This is a genomic window from Acinetobacter sp. FDAARGOS_515, assembly GCF_003938865.1.
GTDB lineage: Bacteria > Pseudomonadota > Gammaproteobacteria > Pseudomonadales > Moraxellaceae > Acinetobacter > Acinetobacter ursingii.
In genome coordinates, this window is the sequence record NZ_RKIX01000003.1 from 537,522 (window position 1) to 554,280 (window position 16,759).

Sequence of the window (16,759 nt, forward strand, 5' to 3'; positions counted from 1 at the left end):
GATTACTTCTTCGAAGAAAGATCGACTTTGGCTTCCATTGACAGACCCACTCGTAATGGATGATCTGCCAACTCTTTAGGATCAAGTGCAATCCGTACAGGTAAACGCTGAACCACTTTAATCCAGTTACCTGTCGCATTTTGTGCAGGGATTAAGGCAAAAGCAGCGCCCGTTCCGCCAGAGAAGCCGATCACCTTGCCATGATATTCAACATCATCACCATACAAATCTGAAGTCAGGGTTGCTGTTTGTCCCACACGGACTTTAGCCAACTGACTTTCTTTAAAGTTAGCATCGACATACAGTTGAGAAATCGGAACAACACTCATCATCACTGTACCGGGAGCGACACGCTGACCAACCTGAATATTACGACGTGCGACTACACCATCAACTGGCGCGCGAATCACGGTACGATCCAGATCAAGCTGTGCTTGTTCAACTTTCGCCTGAGCGACCAATACATCTGGAAGCGTGTCTTCATCGGTACCTTTAATTAAGGCATCATTGGCAGCCAAGTTACTCATGGCCGCTTTACGATTAGATTCAGCCTGAGATAGTCCAGCCTGAGCCACATTTAAATTGGCTTGTGCTGTATGCAATGCGCTTTGTGCAGAAGTCAGTTCTTCTTTGGAAATCGCGCCTGTCGCTGCCAGTGATGCACGGCGATCATAATCCTGTTTGGCTTTGTCTACATCCGTCTGTGCTTTGGCAACCTGTGCTTTGGCACTATTGATTTCATCGTCACGCACGATAACTTGTGAACTTAATGAACTACTATTGGCTGAACTTTGTTGATATTGACGTTTTGCTTTTGCCAATTCAGCCTTTGCCTGCGCCAAAGCAATCGTTGCATCTCGATTGTCAATTTCAACCAGAATATCACCTTGTTTGACTTGTGCTGTGTCAGTGACCAAGACTTTGGCAACCTGACCGCTCACCATAGAGGTGATTTGAGCATTTTCAGCCCCCACATAGGCATTGTCGGTGCTGATCGAATGATTAAAAAATACAGCCCAAATCGCATATAAAATGGCGGCAATAATCACAATCAAGGCAAAATAACCGAGTAGTTTTTTGCGTTTAGACTTCATTGCGTCATCAGAAGTTGATGCTGTCTGCTCTGTTGCCTGCACATCATCTTGAGCATTTGTCATCGGATATTCCTAATTCTGTAGGTTGAAATTTCACAATTTTCCAGTTCGATCGACCAGTCTAAGTTCTGAATCTGAACTTAATCTTAAATGAGAATAGTTTTGACAATGTTAATTTTCAAATGAAGCAAGAATAACCAAAAAAATCATAGGCTGATAATAAAAACATAACTTACCAGTTCATTTTTGCTTAAGCTGAGTTTTACTGCATTTCCAAAAGAAATCGCATAAAAAAAGCATCTCTAAAGATGCTCCTCTGTCCTAATCGATCAACTTACTTAATAGGCATAAGATGCTGTTCCAACTGCAATTATTTTGTCTTCATTATTTTTCATCGTCATTCGCATGGTACAACCTTTACGCCCCAATCGCAGGACTTCAGCTTTAGCAATAAAGTATTCTCCACGTCCAGGGGCTAGATAATCCACCCGCATATCAACCGTTGCCAAGCGTGAAACTTTCTTGATGGTTTCCGCCATATGTTCAGCTTCAGTTTGTTTATACAACTCTCCCATCGCCACAATTCCGCCGATGCTATCCAACATTGTCGCAGCAACACCGCCATGTAAAATTTGAAAAGCAACATTCCCGATTAAATTTGGCAACATTTCGATATGCGCTTCTATCTCATCATTTACAACGCGCATGGTCATCGCATTATGTTTAAAAAAAGGAGAACTATTAAATGCCTGACATAACTGATTCAGAATCACGCTAATATCGATTTTTGAGCCTAATTGAATATGTCCAGTCCATGTTTTTTTCGCTTCAGTCATACGTTCCCTAATCTTCACAAATCTAAATTAAAGCCAATTCTGCTTGTACAAATGCCCTATTATGGGTCTACAATACGCCACAAGTTAATACTGAGGCTTGAGATTGTTATGACTTATACGTTCAATCGTCCTGCATTTCCAGCGACTCGCATGCGTCGAATCCGTAAAAATGATCAACTGCGGGCGATGGTCAGCGAAACTCAACTGACGCCGCATCATCTCATTTATCCAGTATTTGTACTTCCAGGACAAAATCAACGTCAAGATATTCCGAGTATGCCAAATATTCAGCGTTTATCGGCAGATTTACTCGTCAAAAAAGCAGAACGCCTTTTAGAATTAGGCGTATCCAAGCTTGCCTTATTTCCTGTCACACCACAAGAGGACAAAAGTTTGACCGCCGAAGCAGCATGGCGCGAAGACGGTCTGGTACAGGAAACATGTCGATTACTCAAAAAAGAATTACCTGAAATGGTGCTTATCACCGATGGTGCTTTAGATCCATATACCACACATGGTCAGGATGGCATTATCGATGACACGGGTTATGTACTCAATGATGAAACCGTAGAATGTCTCGTCAAACAAGCTTTGAGTCATGCGGCTGCGGGCGCAGACGTCGTGGCGCCAAGTGACATGATGGATGGTCGCATTGCTGCGATTCGTCAGGCCTTTGAACAAAATGGCTTTATTTATACCAACATCATGGCTTATTCAGCCAAATATGCCTCTAGTTTTTACGGGCCTTTTCGTGATGCGGTCGGTTCTGCCAGCAATTTAAAAGGCGGCAATAAATACAACTACCAGATGGATATTGGTAACCGTGCAGAAGCTTTGCATGAAATTGCACTGGATTTGCAAGAAGGCGCAGATATGGTGATTGTCAAACCGGGTATGCCGTATCTGGATATTGTTCGTGAAGTAAAAGATACCTTTGGCGTCCCAACCTTTTTGTATCAGGTCAGTGGCGAATATGCCATGTTGGCAGGTGCCATTCAAAATGGCTGGTTATCTGATAGCGTAATTTTAGAATCTTTACTGTGTTGTCGTCGTGCAGGTGCAGATGGAATCTGGACATATTTTGCCGAAGAAGCAGCACTTAAATTGAAAGAGATGAAATAAAATCTCCCCTAACCCCTCTTTGATAAAGAGGGGAATTTTTAAAATGGTTTAACGTTATCATGCATATTGCCATTATTGGTGCAGGAATTAGTGGGTTACTCACCGCACTGGAACTGGTTGAACAAGGTTGTCAGATTTCTATTTTTGATCAGCAACAATCAGGTCAGGCAGCTTCATGGGCGGGTGGTGGCATCCTCTCGCCGATGTATCCGTGGCGTTATCCTCAAGCCGTTAATACACTGGCGCAATATGGCAAAAGCATGTATCAAACATGGAATGAAAAATTACTACCGATGACAGGTATTGATTTTGAAATCCATGACACAGGTATGCTGATTTTTGATGAAGATGATTTTGATATTGGTCTGAATTATGCAGCGCATTATCAAGACCCCATGCAACAGGCTGACTATCTAGAATATGACGCGTTAGAACAAGTGAATCCGTGGATTAATCCAAAATTTCAACACGCGATTTATTTTTCGCAATTATCCAACGTGCGTAATCCACGACTTTTACAGTCTATCATCTGCTATTTAAAGCAACATCCTCTGGTGCAGTTTTTTGAACAGACTCAAATCTTCAAATTTCAGATTCAAAACCAACAAGTGCTGTCTGCGATAGATCAGCATGGCAACAAAATACAAGCGGATCAATTTGTTATTGCAACAGGGGCATGGAGTCAACATTGGCAACAACAGCTTGAGCTAAAAATTCCTGTACAGCCCGTACAAGGGCAAATGGTGCTGTTTAAAACTCCAGCTCAATGGCTTCCCACCATGTGTATGAATAAGGTCATGTATCTGATTCCACGTCAGGATGGTCATATTGTTTGCGGTTCTAGTATGGCGAATTGTGGTTTTGACACGACGCCCGATGCTAAAACTCAACAGAATATTATCGATGCCTGTCTGGAAATGGTGCCTGAACTGGCTCAATTTCCCATCGTCAAACAATGGGCGGGACTACGACCAAGTTCTCCAACAGGTGTTCCCTATATTGGTGCTGTTCCTGATCTAGACAATCTATGGATGAATGTTGGTCATTTCCGTAATGGTTTATGTATGGGGCCTGCTTCTGCACAGTTGTTAGCTCAGTTAATGCTGAAGCAACCCACATTAACCGACCCAGCACCATATTCTCCTGAACGCCTAAAGACAGAACAGTTGGTCATGGGCTAAACGACAAAAAGGCAAGCTTCAAGATTTATTTAGATTCAAACATTTTGGCTGCCATACGCTGGGCTTGTTTGCCATAAAACCAATAGGTAATCAGATACAAAGGAATCGCCAGCACCAAAAACATGATTAAAATGATGCTGATAAATTGCGGTTGTTGTAAATAAAGTAAAAAATTTTGAAAAACTTCTGGATCACGTATCGAAAATATAGTTAGCCCCACTAAGACACCCAATAAATTATAGCCCCAGAAAATAAGGGAAAACCCCAAAGTTAGTTTTTTACGCTCCTGTTGGCTTGGTGCGCGTTTTTCCTGTTTTAAAAATCGAAAAAGTACGGCGATAACCGCCACCAAATAAGGCACAGCCGTTACAATTCCACCGACACCTTGAGGTAATAGCGCCGCAATCACGCCCATGATCAGCGTCATTATGAAACATATAAGAAAAAACCATAAGTAGTAACGGCGTAAGTTGGTCATTTTCATCACAAATTAAACATTTAAAAAATTATTTTAAGTTTTTTTCAAGTTTTTTGCATTTTGTTGTCAACCTTTTTGGTTGGAGCTTCGTTATATAGAGTACAAGGTCAGCAGCAACCGAATAGTATTTGCACGGCATCCGCAAATTTTCGGTGACCTTTCATTATGACATCTCCTTTAGAGTATGTTTTGTTAGCAGCCAGACATATTTTAAAGTTTTTGACCGACGATTTATCATCACTCGAATCGTCGGTCTTTATTTTTTAAGCTTTTGTTTTATGCTTACCCTATCCCAATTATTGAGCTCTATTTTATAACAACCAAACTCAATATAGTGATGATTAAAAGGATCTTTAAGTGTCTATAAAAATTAAATTTTTATCAGTTGTATTTTTACCTTTACTCACCGCTTGCGTAGGAAATATGAATCCTACGGGTGGTAACTCATCTCCAAACTATCCCTTTTTTATTACAACTCAAGCCCAAATTGTAAAAAACATTGCTGTTCCAATAGGGACAAAGTTAGTTTATCAGGAACAACCTTTTAAACAGGGAAAACAAGATCGGCTAATGTCTGAGACAAAGCTGACTGCGATTGAATTCCCACATGACCAAACCATACTTTGGGGAGGTGTTCCTATTACCTCAATCAATAAGTTTTTTAACTCTGAAATGCATGGCTATACCGTTTATGCCGATTTTAAACGATTGCCTAACAGGCAAAAAAATAGATTTAATCAACTTTGGCAGTCATGTAACGATAGCTTAGGAATTACTGTAAAAAATACAGATGATTGGTCATTTAATAAAGAAAATATTGCAGATATTGAAAGTTGCAGTGTTAATTATCAAAGATATTTTAAAAATAATCCGAAACAACAATATTTTTTGGATCAATTACATCAAGCTTTAAATCAAGTGAATGAAAGCTAAACTATCGAATTTGACATCATTATGGATGAATTGTCTTTTTTCACTCTTTCATCAAACTTAGTCTAAAAATATCATGATGCGATTGATTTTTGATGCGTTCTGAATTGCAGTTCGATTTATGTTACCTTATCCTCTAATCAAAAATAGGAATATCATCACTGATGACCGTGCGCTTTTTTCATACTTCCGACTGGCATTTGGGACAATTTTTTTATAACCATTCCCGCCATTACGAGCATGAACAATTTCTGACATGGTTACTTGAGCAAATCAAACAAAAACAACCACATGCCTTACTGATTGCTGGTGATATTTTCGATGTGATCAATCCTAGTTCGCAGGCACAAAAACAACTTTATCAATTTCTTGCCGATGCACATCAACTTGCACCGCATATGCAAACTTTAATGATTGCAGGCAATCATGATTCAGGCTATCGGATTGAGCAAGTCGAGCCACTTTTAGAAAAATATAATGCCAAAACCGTGGGTGTAATTCGTTGGAATGAAGACAAAACTTTAAATTTGGATCGTTTAATTTTGCCCATTTACGATGAGCAAAAGCAGATCGTAGCATGGTGTATCGCCTTACCCTTTTTACGTTCTGCTGAAATTACGGGTTTCAATGATCAAACAACCAACAGCCAAAATGCCATTGCCTATTTGCACGAGCAACTGATTGCTGAAGCCAAACGACGTAAAACGCACGATCAAGCGATTATTTTGATGTCACATGCCCATATGCAAGGTGGTGAAACTTCGGATTCAGAACGCCCGATTATCATTGGCAATGAAGAAGCGTTATCTACCACTTTGTTTGAAGATGGCATTGATTATGTGGCGCTGGGACATTTACACAAACCGCAAAAAGTTGGACAAACACATATTCGTTATAGTGGCTCACCTATTCCGCTTTCCTTTAGTGAAATTAATTATAAACATCAAGTGGTTGAAGTTACTATCCATCCAGAGCAAAAAGATGATCCATATTTTCAGTTTGAGGCTTTGGAAATTCCGCGTAGCGTTCAATTGCATAAAATTCGTGGTGAACTGACTGAAGTCATGCAACAGTTAAAATCACTACCCAGTGAAGTCATTGAAAGCATTGACCAACGTGAATATATCGATATTGAATATCATACCCTCACGCCACCTCAGCCAAATTTAAGACAACAGTTTGAGAATGCCCTTCCGCCAGATCGCTATCGTCTGGTTCGGATTTCGCGCCAATATTTATCCACCGAAAATAGTGCCGAGCAGCAACAACAGATTCATCTTGAACCGCCAACACCTGAAAAATTATTTCAACAAATTTGGGAAAAAAAGGGATATCACGCAGATGATGAAGTTAAAAAAGACTTTATGAGTTTAGTCGCTCAAGCCCAGCAGCAACTTGAAGATCAACACAAGAGTTAAAGGATTCACGTGAAAATTTTATCCATCCGACTCAAAAATCTAGCATCATTGGCAGGCGAACATTTTATTGATTTTGAAAGTGAGCCACTTGCCAATGCGGGTTTGATTGCCATTGTTGGTAAAACAGGTGCAGGCAAATCCACGATTTTAGATGCAATGTGTTTGGCTTTGTTTAATAAAATTCCTCGGCTCAAAGACAGTGATGGCAAGCTTTTAGATGTGGATGGTTCAGAACTTTTAACCAACTCCCCGCTTACGGTACTACGACGTGGGACAGCACATGGCTTTGCTGAACTCTGTTTTGTCGCACAGGATCAAAAGCATTATTTAGCCCGTTGGGAGATTAAACGCGCCCGCGAAAATGCCACGGGTAAATTACAAAGTGTACAACGCACCTTAAAATGTCTCACCGATGGCGTCGTGATTGCAGACAAAACTAAAGCGGTTGAAGTTCATATCCAACAAATTACCCAACTTAGTTTTGAACAATTCACTCGTGCAGTACTTTTGGCACAATCTGAAGTGACGGCTTTCTTAAAGGCACGCGATAATGAACGCGGTGAACTGCTCGAATATCTGACTAATTCCAGTATTTTTGCCAAGATTGGTCAGCTCGCATTTGAAAAAACCAAAGAAATTACTCAACAGCGCAAACAACTGGAAAATGTTTTAGGTCATATTGAATTACTTTCCGATGAAGAATGCGCTGAACTATGCACTCAGTTTGACAGCGCGAAACAGCAGCAGCAGAAACTTGAAACAGAAAAAGCAAAACTGGAACAAGTGCAACAATGGTTTGAACGCCGACAAAAACTTGAACATGACGTCACGCTCAAACAACAACACTATGATCAACACATCAAAGTAAATCAGGATTTAGAAGCAGACCGTCAGCGTTTAAAACAGTTGAGCATTTTTTCTGAAATACGACCACATGTGTTTCAACAACAGCAGTTACTCAAACATCAGCAGCAACTTGAGCCACAAATTTCAAAGCAGCAACAACATTTTTCAAACTTGACTGTGCAATATGAACAGGAACAAGCGCGCTATCATCAGGCTGAAAATGCACTGCAACAGTTTCAAAGTTTTGAGCAAAAGTACCAAACTGAATTAAATCAGGTGCGTAAATATGTGTTGGAACGCGACTCGATTGCAGAAAAATATAAAGAAATCCAAAGTCGTTTAAAGCAACTTAAACATACGCAACAGCCTTTATTTAGTAAACAACAGCAATTTGAACAACAACAGCAACAGCTTAATGATCGACTGCACCAAACGGCGCTTCAATTGGATCAAAGCAAACAGTTTATGCCGCTTGATCAAGGTTTAAAGACTCATATTCAGCAACTTAGTCAATTTATTCAACATTATCAAAAAATTGAACATAGCATTGGCGATATTGCAGCAGCTCAGCAACAATTGCAGCTTGATGAAAAGACCGTTAAGGATTTAATTGAACGCTTTGGCGATGTTCAGCAAATTGAAGATCAACTGCAACAGCAGCAATTACTCAAAGACCAGCAGTTAGAACGATTGAATCAACTTGAAAGTGTTCAACATAAACTCCAATTATTTATTCAGCTCAAACAAGAACTTGTTCAGCTTCAAGCAGAATTAGAAAACACCAGTCAAACCCAGAAAAAGCTTGAAACACACACTGAAGCGACACAACAACGTTATCAACATGCGAAAACTGAACGTGAACAACTGCAACAGATGTTACAACAGCAACGTTTATTGCATAGCGAAAATATCGAACATTTGCGTGCAGCATTAAAACAAGGCGAAGCTTGTATTGTCTGTGGAAGCATTGAGCATCCTTATCGTGATGATGAAAGTTTGGTCTCTAAAGCCTTATATGAATTACATCAACAACAAGAACAACAAGCTAGCCAAAATGAACAACAGCATTTCAATGAATGGCAAACCACTCAGCAACAACTCAACCAAATACAGGCACGGTTTAAGGAATTAAATAGTAGTTGTGTTCGTAATCAGGAAAAATTTAACGAACAACAACACGTATTAGTGCAAGCAAATCAACAACTCGATATATCTTTAAATTTAACGGAAGCGCCTCGTGAATTAACAGCCCAATTGCAATTGGTTATTGAAAAAAATTTAATCAACAAACAAAAGATTGAACAAGACCTTCAGCAATTAAAACAGGCACAAAAACAACAGCAGACCTTGCAACAGAGAATCCAGAATACCCAATATCAACTCCAAACCATTCAACAATTACAACAACAAGTTCAGCATATTGTGCAATGTTTAACCGATCAGGAGCAGCAACACTGGTTAAAGCATAGCTTAACGCTTGCCGAAAAAATCCTGCATCGCTTGCAGGAGCGTGTCCAACAGCTTAAAACAAGTGAAGAATTGCAACAACAGTCTGATCAACTACAGCAACAACTTAAACAATTGATTGCTGAGATTGGGTATAACAACAAACAGTTGGCTGAGCTAAAGCAGCAACTAGAACATGTAAGACAACAAGGTCTACAAAATAGTGAAAATGCGACTCATCTCGTTGAACAGATGACAGGTAAGACCGCTGTAAAAGCCAATGAATGGCTCACACAACATGAGCAGCAACGTCACGATTTACAAAAAAATTATCAACAACTCAAACAGGGCTTTGAGCAATTACGACTGACTTTTGATCAGCAAAAAAGTGAATTAGATCGCCTCAATGCACATTTGGAGCAAAATCAAAAAGATTTAATGCAATGTCAGGGTCAAATTGAACAATGGTTAAATCTTCATACCGCATTTAAACAACAACAATTTGCAGAATTGCTAGCCATTTCAACCTCGGAAGAACAGCAACTTCGTATGGTCTTGCAGCAGGCTGAACGTCAACTCAATGAAGCACATTCAGCACTGAAAACGATACAGGAACAACTTGCAGAACATCTGCAATCGCAACCCGAAATAGCTCTCGAACAGCTTAAAACACAGCTTCAGGATACTCTGAGTCAGTTACAAAGCACCGGTGAGCAACGTGATCAATATAAAGTTAAATTAGAGTTACATCAGCAGAATCTAGCCAAGCAGCAACAATATGCCGATCAGATTCAACTGATCCAACAACAAGAACATCGCTGGAGTAAGATTTCTAGTCTAATTGGCGATGCCAAAGGTAAAGAATTTCGTGATTTGGCACAGCAATATAATCTGGATATTTTACTGGAATATGCCAATCAACAACTCGCCATGCTGTCACAGCGCTATACCTTAAAACGTCTGGAGAACTCACTCAGTCTTGCCATTATCGATCATGATATGGATGGTGAAATCCGTTCCGTCGCGTCGCTCTCTGGCGGTGAATCATTTCTGACTGCACTTGCAATTTCTTTGGCGATTGCCAATATGGCTTCTGGTTCAATGAAAATCGAATCTTTATTTATTGATGAAGGCTTTGGCACACTGGATGCATCTTCTTTGCATATGGTCATGAATGCGCTTGATCAATTACAAAGTCAGGGGCGTAAAGTGGTTTTAATCTCGCATATTCAAGAAATGCATGAACGCATTCCTGTACAAATACAGGTTCAGCCAATCGGTTCTGGTTCGAGTCGAATTGAAGTGGTGGGATGATCTTTTCATTGGCTAAGCATCGTCCAAACTTTACATATCCCCTACTATTTGCTTGTGAATCATTCATTGTGAAAGAGAAAGAATTTGGTAACTTAAAAATGATTCTGATTAAAAACAAAAATGATCAAAGCAAGAAAATATTTGTTTTTAGGCGGAGATAAAAAATTTAATTTGGGCTAAAAAATGCATACATTATCAATAAACTGTCAGCTTCATTATCGCGTCATAAATGCAACCCAATTTATTTTTCAATTGCAGATCGCAGAACATCCCTGGCAGACGATCGTCGATGAATCATTTCAGCTAAAGCCCGATTTGACCTTTGAACAATATCATCGTGATAATGCTTTAAATCGACTTATTCGTGTGTACGCGCCACAAGGCGATTTAATGGTTCAATATAATGCAGAAGTTCAAACTTATATTCCTGAACGTGACACGACTTTAAAAGAATGTGAAATTCAAGATTTACCTTCGGATACATTATTTTATCTTGCGCCAAGCCGTTTTTGTGAGTCCGATTTGATCGGTATAATGGTAAACAATACTTTTGCTGATTTGCCAAAAGGCTATACACGTGTACAAGCAATTTGTGATTGGATTTATAATAATATTCTATACCAATCAGGTTCATCAGACAGCACGACCACAGCACGTGATATTTTAGTTAATCGCGCTGGGGTATGTCGTGATTTTGCTCATCTAGGCATTGCGATTTGCCGTGCGCTGAATATTCCTGCACGATTTGTATTTGGTTATATGCCTTTTTATGAAGCTCAGCCTGATTTCCATGCAATTTTTGAGGTTTATCTTGAAAATCAGTGGGTGCTTTTTGATGCCACACGTATGGGGCCGATTGATCAGTTTGTTCGCATAGGTACTGGACTCGATGCCAAAGATGTTCCATTTGCAACGGTTTATGGAGAAATTGAACTCATTTCTATGAGTCCCTTGATTGAGCGTGTTGGAGCATAATCTGAATTACGTTCATGATATATCGGTTAGTTGTCTAAGGTTTTTTTAATTTTTCAAGTGAGGGAAAAATATTCCCCTCATCTTGTATTGATCTCCAATATTTAAGCCGAGCTTAAAACCACACCTGAAAACACCAGACAATAAATCCCAAATAAATACCAGCGACCATGCTCTAGCCATGCAGAGAGCCATTTAAGCGCCAGTAAACCTGTTAGAAAGCTAAAGACCATGCCAAACAAGCTTGGTAATAACAAACTTCCTAATGCCAAATGGGAAGCTCCCACAGTTGCCTGTTGCGCATGAACCAAACGCAATAATTCTTTTGCGATCACAGCAGGCGTTAATACCACAGCCAAGGCAAAACTAAACTCTTCGGCTTTTTGACGAGATATGCCTAAAAATAACGCTGTGGAAATCGTTGCACCTGAGCGAGAAAAACCTCTAAAAGGTAAACATAAAGCTTGCACTGCCCCAATCACAATAGCACTGGATAAACCGATATCACCTTGTTGTCCACGATCAAAACGTGAAGATAGAATAATTAAAACCCCTGCCGCAGCTAAAGCTGCTGCCATCAATTTGGAGTTACTAAATAAATGTTCAATCTCAAAATTACTGGCTCCGCCAAAAAATACATGTTTAATTAAAGCTTGCAATAACAGCCCTAACACACCCGTAATTGCGGTTGCGATTAAAACATAGAAGAAACGCTGTTTGAAATCATCCCGGTTTGAGAAATAAGTTTTTTTCCATGACCGCCAAAAATACACGATTACGGCAAACATTGTTCCTGTATGTAGCATCACCAATAAAAAAGTCATCTGTGGTGCAGAAGGGTCAAAACCCATGATTTTTTCTGCCAAAATCACATGTGCAGAACTGGAAACAGGCAAAAGTTCAGCTAAGCCCTGAATCACTGCCAAAATAAATACATGGAAAAGGTTCATTTATATTCTCGTAAAAGCCCGTGATGCTTATATACGTTCGAGCCATTAAAACTAGATTAAAAAGCTCAATCGAATTAAACAAACACCACGCTTATCATCCGAATAAATGAATTTATTCCTTTAAAAGTTGTCTTACTTCATTTTTAAATTTTATTTTGAATAATCCCGTGCTCCAAAAAGAGCCGTACCAATACGGACGATGGTCGCTCCTGCTGCAATTGCAGCATCCAGATCACCAGACATTCCCATACTTAAAGTATCCCAGTCCTGTGGCTGCGCATGTTGAGGCTTTACCTGTTCAAATAATTCTTTGGCATCGATGAAAGCCTGAGAATGATCTGGCGCAGGAATCACCATAATTCCGCGTAGACGAATATGAGGCAATTGACTAATTTGTGCGACCAGTTCAGACACTTCATCTGGTTGGCAACCATCTTTTGAGTCTTGCGCATCAATATTGACTTGAATGCATAAATTTAATGGTGGCTGCGTATCTAAACGCTGGCTGGATAAACGCTCAGCAATGATTAAACGATCTACGCCATGTACCCAATCAAACTTTTCCGCCAGTTGCTTAGTTTTATTACGCTGTACATGTCCAATAAAATGCCATTCAATATCGAGATCTTTTAATTCTTCAATTTTATCCAGCGCTTCCTGTAAATAATTTTCTCCGAAACACTGCTGGCCTAACTGATACATTTCACGCAACGACTGACTTGGATGAGTTTTAGATACCGCCAATAAACGTACCGTAGCAGGGTCACGCCGAGCACAATCACAGGCATTTTTGATTTGATTCAGGACCTGATTTCGTGCTTGTTGAAACTGATTCATTGACAGGGTTCTCATTTCAGTTATTTTTTTTGCTTAACCTTACTTTGAAGTGTTGGTAAGCGATTCGGAAACGCTTATTATTCTACAAAATAACGATACTTACTCATTATATTAGGGGAAATCATGGATATCACAGAATTACTCGCCTTTTCGGTTAAAAACGGTGCATCAGATTTACATCTTTCAGCAGGAATGCCACCGATGATTCGTGTCGATGGTGAGGTTCGTCGTATTAATTTACCAGCACTGGAACACAAAGAAGTTCACCGTCTTGTTTATGACATTATGAATGACAAACAACGTCGTGACTTTGAAGAACAGCTAGAAACTGACTTTTCCTTTGAAGTTCCAAACATTGCGCGTTTTCGTATCAATGCCTTTAACCAAAATCGTGGTGCAGGTGCAGTGTTCCGTACGATTCCGTCTAAAGTACTCACCATGGATGATTTGGGTTTAGGACAAATCTTTAAGGATATCTGTGATTATCCACGTGGTATTGTACTGGTTACAGGGCCAACGGGTTCGGGTAAATCAACCACGCTTGCCGCCATGCTAGATTATATCAATGACAATCGCTATGACCATATTTTAACCGTAGAAGATCCGATCGAATTTGTACATCAATCCAAAAAGTGCCTGATTAACCAACGTGAAGTACATCGTGATACTCATGGCTTTAATGAAGCACTACGTTCAGCACTACGTGAAGACCCTGATATCATCCTTGTCGGTGAGATGCGTGACCTTGAAACCATTCGTTTGGCTTTGACCGCCGCAGAAACAGGTCACTTGGTATTTGGTACATTGCATACCACATCTGCTGCAAAAACCATTGACCGTGTAATTGACGTATTCCCTGCTGAAGAAAAAGATATGGTTCGCGCCATGTTATCTGAATCTTTACAAGCCGTTATTTCTCAAACATTATTGAAGAAAAATGGCGGTGGCCGTGTCGCAGCGCATGAGATCATGATCGGGATACCTGCGATCCGTAACTTAATCCGTGAAAATAAAGTCGCGCAAATGTACTCTGCTATTCAGACAGGTGCTAACTATGGCATGACCACGCTAGATCAAAGCCTCAAAACATTGGTTTCAAAAGGCGTGATCAGTCCACAAACTGCGCGAACAGCTGCCAAATCGCCAGAATCCTTCCTATAAACCATAAAAATAAAGGATGATAAGACATGGATTTTAATGATCTTCTCAATCTGATGATTGAACAACAAGCATCAGACCTGTTTGTCACCGCAGGTGTGGAACCTTCGATGAAAATTAATGGTCAGATTGTCCCAGTGTCTAAGACTAAGCTGAATGCTGAGGTCGTTGGACAACTGATTCAGTCCATTATGTCTGATAAGCAACGCAAGGAATTTGACGAGAGCAGAGAGTGTAACTTTGCGATTGTAAATCGGGAAAAAACCGCACGTTTTCGTGTCAGTGCATTTCAGCAGCGTGATATGCCAGGCATGGTATTACGTCGTATCGAAACGATTATTCCTACAATGGATGAATTACGCTTACCGCCCATTCTTAAAGATCTGGCCATGACCAAACGTGGCATTATTATCTTTGTTGGGGCAACCGGTACGGGTAAATCCACTTCATTGGCATCCATGATTGGTTATCGAAATCAGAACTCCAAAGGTCATATCATCACGGTTGAAGATCCAATCGAGTTCATTCATGAACACGCAGGTTGTATTGTGACCCAACGTGAGGTCGGTATTGATACAGACTCTTTCGATGTGGCCCTGAAAAACACACTACGACAAGCCCCTGATGTGATCTTGATTGGTGAGATTCGTTCACGTGAGGTCATGGACTATGCCATTGCCTTTGCTGAAACAGGACATCTAGTCTTAGCGACATTACACGCCAACAACGCCAACCAAGCGTTGGATCGTATTATTCATTTCTTTGAAAGTGATCGCCATAATCAGCTCTATATGGATCTCTCGCTCAATCTAAAAGCGATGGTGGCACAGCAATTGATCCCAACACCAGATGGCAATTCACGTCGTGCTGCGATTGAAATTCTGATCAATACACCATTACTTGCTGACTATATTCGTAAAGGTGAAATTCATGAAATCAAAGATTTAATGAAACGTTCACGTGAACTCGGCATGCAAACCTTTGATCAGGCTTTATTTGATTTATATAAAGCAGGTCAAATTACCTATAAAGATGCCTTAAAACATGCTGACTCACCAAACGATCTACGCCTCAGCATCAAACTTTCAGAGGAAGGTGCAGAACAACTCTTAAATGCCAGCCGTAATATTACTTTCGATGGTCAGTAAAGCGATTGAGCTCACGCTGAAATAAAAAAGGAAGCGCAAGCTTCCTTTTTTAATTTGTTGTATTTATGTGATTTTATTGCTTTTTACGATAGGCTTCCTGACATTCAGGTGCATCACAATAACCATATAAATTTAAAGAATGGCCTGTTAAGGTAAAACCATGCTTTTCAGCAACGGTATGTTGCTCATGTTCAATGATTTCATTTGTAAATTCAACGACTTTACCGCAATTTAAACATACTAGATGATCATGGTGATCTTCTTGCATAATCTCAAAAACAGAATGATTGTTTTCAAAATGATGGCGCTGAATAATACCTGCGGCTTCAAATTGTGTTAATACACGGTAAACTGTAGCTAAACCGACATCTTCACCTTGCTCAAGCAAAGTCTTATAAATATCTTCTGCGCTCAAATGGTGCTGTTTTGAATTTTCTAATAATTCCAAAATCTTAATTCGTGGCAGGGTGACTTTGAGTCCAGCTTTACGTAAATCTTGATTGGAAATCGGCATAAAAAAAGGTCTCTCAACAAATTTAAAGTTGGAATAGGCAATCGTAGTTAGATGCAGTATGATCTATCCCTAAGTCAAATGCATCATAATTTATTGGGATAGTGTAGCAAAATGCAAAAACTTATGTTGGCGTTATTCGTCACTTCACTGCTTGCTGGTTGTTCAACTTTAGGTGTCTACAAAGTTGACATCCCTCAGGGAACTCCATTAACTAAAGCCCAAGCATCAAAAGTTCAAGTGGGTATGAATTTTCAACAAGTTCGCTTTTTGCTCGGTAGTCCAACCGTTACAGATCCTCTAAATCCATTACGCTGGGACTATATCTACAACTATATTCCAGGTACTTATGCTAAAAAAGCAAAAATTCCTGCTGCACATGGTCAGCATTTAAAAATTTACTTTGACGAATCAGGGATCGTCAAAAGTATCGAAGGCTTGGATACTATTCCAGAAACACAGCCTGGTTTACCAGCTTCTAAGGAAGCCATCCTAACAGCCCCACCACTATAATGATT

General features: G+C 39.9%; 15 protein-coding genes. 9 read left to right on the forward strand and 6 right to left on the reverse strand.

From position 1 onward, the window contains the following. Positions 1 to 2: 2 nt before the first annotated feature. Together EGS47_RS03970 and EGS47_RS03975 are read right to left on the reverse strand one after the other, a co-directional pair. On the reverse strand, positions 3 to 1,157 hold the full coding sequence (locus EGS47_RS03970) for an HlyD family efflux transporter periplasmic adaptor subunit (RefSeq protein WP_005002862.1): 1,155 nt from the start codon (positions 1,155 to 1,157) through the stop codon (positions 3 to 5). Positions 1,158 to 1,432: 275 nt separating this feature from the next. Beyond that, positions 1,433 to 1,930 (reverse strand): thioesterase family protein, encoded by a 498-nt coding sequence (locus EGS47_RS03975; protein WP_005002861.1) that lies wholly within the window; start codon positions 1,928 to 1,930, stop codon positions 1,433 to 1,435. Positions 1,931 to 2,038: 108 nt separating this feature from the next. On the opposite strand from EGS47_RS03975, the gene hemB reads away from it, so the two are divergent. Both hemB and thiO read left to right on the forward strand, forming a co-directional pair. Then, positions 2,039 to 3,052, forward strand: a complete 1,014-nt coding sequence (gene hemB, locus EGS47_RS03980) for a porphobilinogen synthase (protein WP_004990964.1) — start codon at positions 2,039 to 2,041, stop codon at positions 3,050 to 3,052. A 59-nt stretch (positions 3,053 to 3,111) separates the two neighbouring features. Further along, complete coding sequence (thiO, locus tag EGS47_RS03985) at positions 3,112 to 4,233, forward strand: glycine oxidase ThiO (RefSeq protein ID WP_005002860.1); 1,122 nt, start codon at positions 3,112 to 3,114, stop codon at positions 4,231 to 4,233. A 25-nt stretch (positions 4,234 to 4,258) separates the two neighbouring features. On the opposite strand, the gene EGS47_RS03990 is transcribed toward thiO, so the two are convergent. Further along, positions 4,259 to 4,711 carry an ABZJ_00895 family protein gene (locus EGS47_RS03990; RefSeq protein ID WP_162897679.1) on the reverse strand — a complete coding sequence of 151 codons (453 nt, stop codon included), beginning with the start codon at positions 4,709 to 4,711 and terminating at the stop codon, positions 4,259 to 4,261. 357 nt (positions 4,712 to 5,068) lie between these two features. Between EGS47_RS03990 and EGS47_RS04000 the strand changes: the two genes are divergently transcribed. The 4 genes from EGS47_RS04000 to EGS47_RS04015 all read left to right on the forward strand — a co-directional run bounded on the left by EGS47_RS04000 (position 5,069) and on the right by EGS47_RS04015 (position 11,640). Beyond that, positions 5,069 to 5,644, forward strand: a complete 576-nt coding sequence (locus tag EGS47_RS04000) for a hypothetical protein (protein WP_005002854.1) — start codon at positions 5,069 to 5,071, stop codon at positions 5,642 to 5,644. A gap of 149 nt (positions 5,645 to 5,793) precedes the next feature. Beyond that, positions 5,794 to 7,059: an exonuclease SbcCD subunit D gene (locus tag EGS47_RS04005; protein WP_171064984.1), complete on the forward strand. Its 1,266-nt coding sequence runs from the start codon at positions 5,794 to 5,796 to the stop codon at positions 7,057 to 7,059. Positions 7,060 to 7,068: 9 nt separating this feature from the next. Beyond that, complete coding sequence (locus EGS47_RS04010) at positions 7,069 to 10,665, forward strand: AAA family ATPase (RefSeq protein ID WP_005002849.1); 3,597 nt, start codon at positions 7,069 to 7,071, stop codon at positions 10,663 to 10,665. Positions 10,666 to 10,848: 183 nt separating this feature from the next. Further along, positions 10,849 to 11,640, forward strand: coding sequence for a transglutaminase-like domain-containing protein (locus EGS47_RS04015; protein ID WP_005002847.1), 792 nt, complete (start codon positions 10,849 to 10,851; stop codon positions 11,638 to 11,640). A 101-nt stretch (positions 11,641 to 11,741) separates the two neighbouring features. Here EGS47_RS04015 and EGS47_RS04020 read toward each other — a convergent pair whose 3' ends face one another. Continuing rightward, positions 11,742 to 12,587: an undecaprenyl-diphosphate phosphatase gene (locus EGS47_RS04020; RefSeq protein ID WP_005002845.1), complete on the reverse strand. Its 846-nt coding sequence runs from the start codon at positions 12,585 to 12,587 to the stop codon at positions 11,742 to 11,744. 150 nt (positions 12,588 to 12,737) lie between these two features. After that, positions 12,738 to 13,424, reverse strand: a complete 687-nt coding sequence (locus EGS47_RS04025) for a YggS family pyridoxal phosphate-dependent enzyme (RefSeq protein ID WP_005002840.1) — start codon at positions 13,422 to 13,424, stop codon at positions 12,738 to 12,740. Positions 13,425 to 13,547: 123 nt separating this feature from the next. Between EGS47_RS04025 and EGS47_RS04030 the strand changes: the two genes are divergently transcribed. Together EGS47_RS04030 and EGS47_RS04035 are read left to right on the forward strand one after the other, a co-directional pair. Beyond that, on the forward strand, positions 13,548 to 14,585 hold the full coding sequence (locus EGS47_RS04030; RefSeq protein WP_005002838.1) for a type IV pilus twitching motility protein PilT: 1,038 nt from the start codon (positions 13,548 to 13,550) through the stop codon (positions 14,583 to 14,585). Between the two features lie 26 nt (positions 14,586 to 14,611). Then, the gene (locus tag EGS47_RS04035; protein WP_004990996.1) at positions 14,612 to 15,730 is read left to right on the forward strand and encodes a PilT/PilU family type 4a pilus ATPase; all 1,119 of its coding nucleotides are present in this window, start codon (positions 14,612 to 14,614) and stop codon (positions 15,728 to 15,730) included. Positions 15,731 to 15,803: 73 nt separating this feature from the next. Here EGS47_RS04035 and fur read toward each other — a convergent pair whose 3' ends face one another. After that, positions 15,804 to 16,244: a ferric iron uptake transcriptional regulator gene (fur, locus tag EGS47_RS04040; RefSeq protein ID WP_004990998.1), complete on the reverse strand. Its 441-nt coding sequence runs from the start codon at positions 16,242 to 16,244 to the stop codon at positions 15,804 to 15,806. A gap of 111 nt (positions 16,245 to 16,355) precedes the next feature. Between fur and EGS47_RS04045 the strand changes: the two genes are divergently transcribed. Then, positions 16,356 to 16,754, forward strand: coding sequence for an outer membrane protein assembly factor BamE (locus EGS47_RS04045; protein WP_004991001.1), 399 nt, complete (start codon positions 16,356 to 16,358; stop codon positions 16,752 to 16,754). Positions 16,755 to 16,759: the final 5 nt, after the last annotated feature.

Coding starts and splice junctions, on each gene's coding strand:
- EGS47_RS04030 (WP_005002838.1), top strand. CDS start 13,548: ATGGATATCACAGAATTACTCGCCTTTTCGGTTAAAAACGGTGCATCA.
- EGS47_RS04045 (WP_004991001.1), top strand. CDS start 16,356: ATGCAAAAACTTATGTTGGCGTTATTCGTCACTTCACTGCTTGCTGGT.
- EGS47_RS04020 (WP_005002845.1), bottom strand. CDS start 12,587: ATGAACCTTTTCCATGTATTTATTTTGGCAGTGATTCAGGGCTTAGCT.
- fur (WP_004990998.1), bottom strand. CDS start 16,244: ATGCCGATTTCCAATCAAGATTTACGTAAAGCTGGACTCAAAGTCACC.
- EGS47_RS04015 (WP_005002847.1), top strand. CDS start 10,849: ATGCATACATTATCAATAAACTGTCAGCTTCATTATCGCGTCATAAAT.
- EGS47_RS03990 (WP_162897679.1), bottom strand. CDS start 4,711: ATGACCAACTTACGCCGTTACTACTTATGGTTTTTTCTTATATGTTTC.
- EGS47_RS04025 (WP_005002840.1), bottom strand. CDS start 13,424: ATGAATCAGTTTCAACAAGCACGAAATCAGGTCCTGAATCAAATCAAA.
- EGS47_RS03975 (WP_005002861.1), bottom strand. CDS start 1,930: ATGACTGAAGCGAAAAAAACATGGACTGGACATATTCAATTAGGCTCA.
- EGS47_RS04035 (WP_004990996.1), top strand. CDS start 14,612: ATGGATTTTAATGATCTTCTCAATCTGATGATTGAACAACAAGCATCA.
- EGS47_RS03970 (WP_005002862.1), bottom strand. CDS start 1,157: ATGACAAATGCTCAAGATGATGTGCAGGCAACAGAGCAGACAGCATCA.
- thiO (WP_005002860.1), top strand. CDS start 3,112: ATGCATATTGCCATTATTGGTGCAGGAATTAGTGGGTTACTCACCGCA.
- hemB (WP_004990964.1), top strand. CDS start 2,039: ATGACTTATACGTTCAATCGTCCTGCATTTCCAGCGACTCGCATGCGT.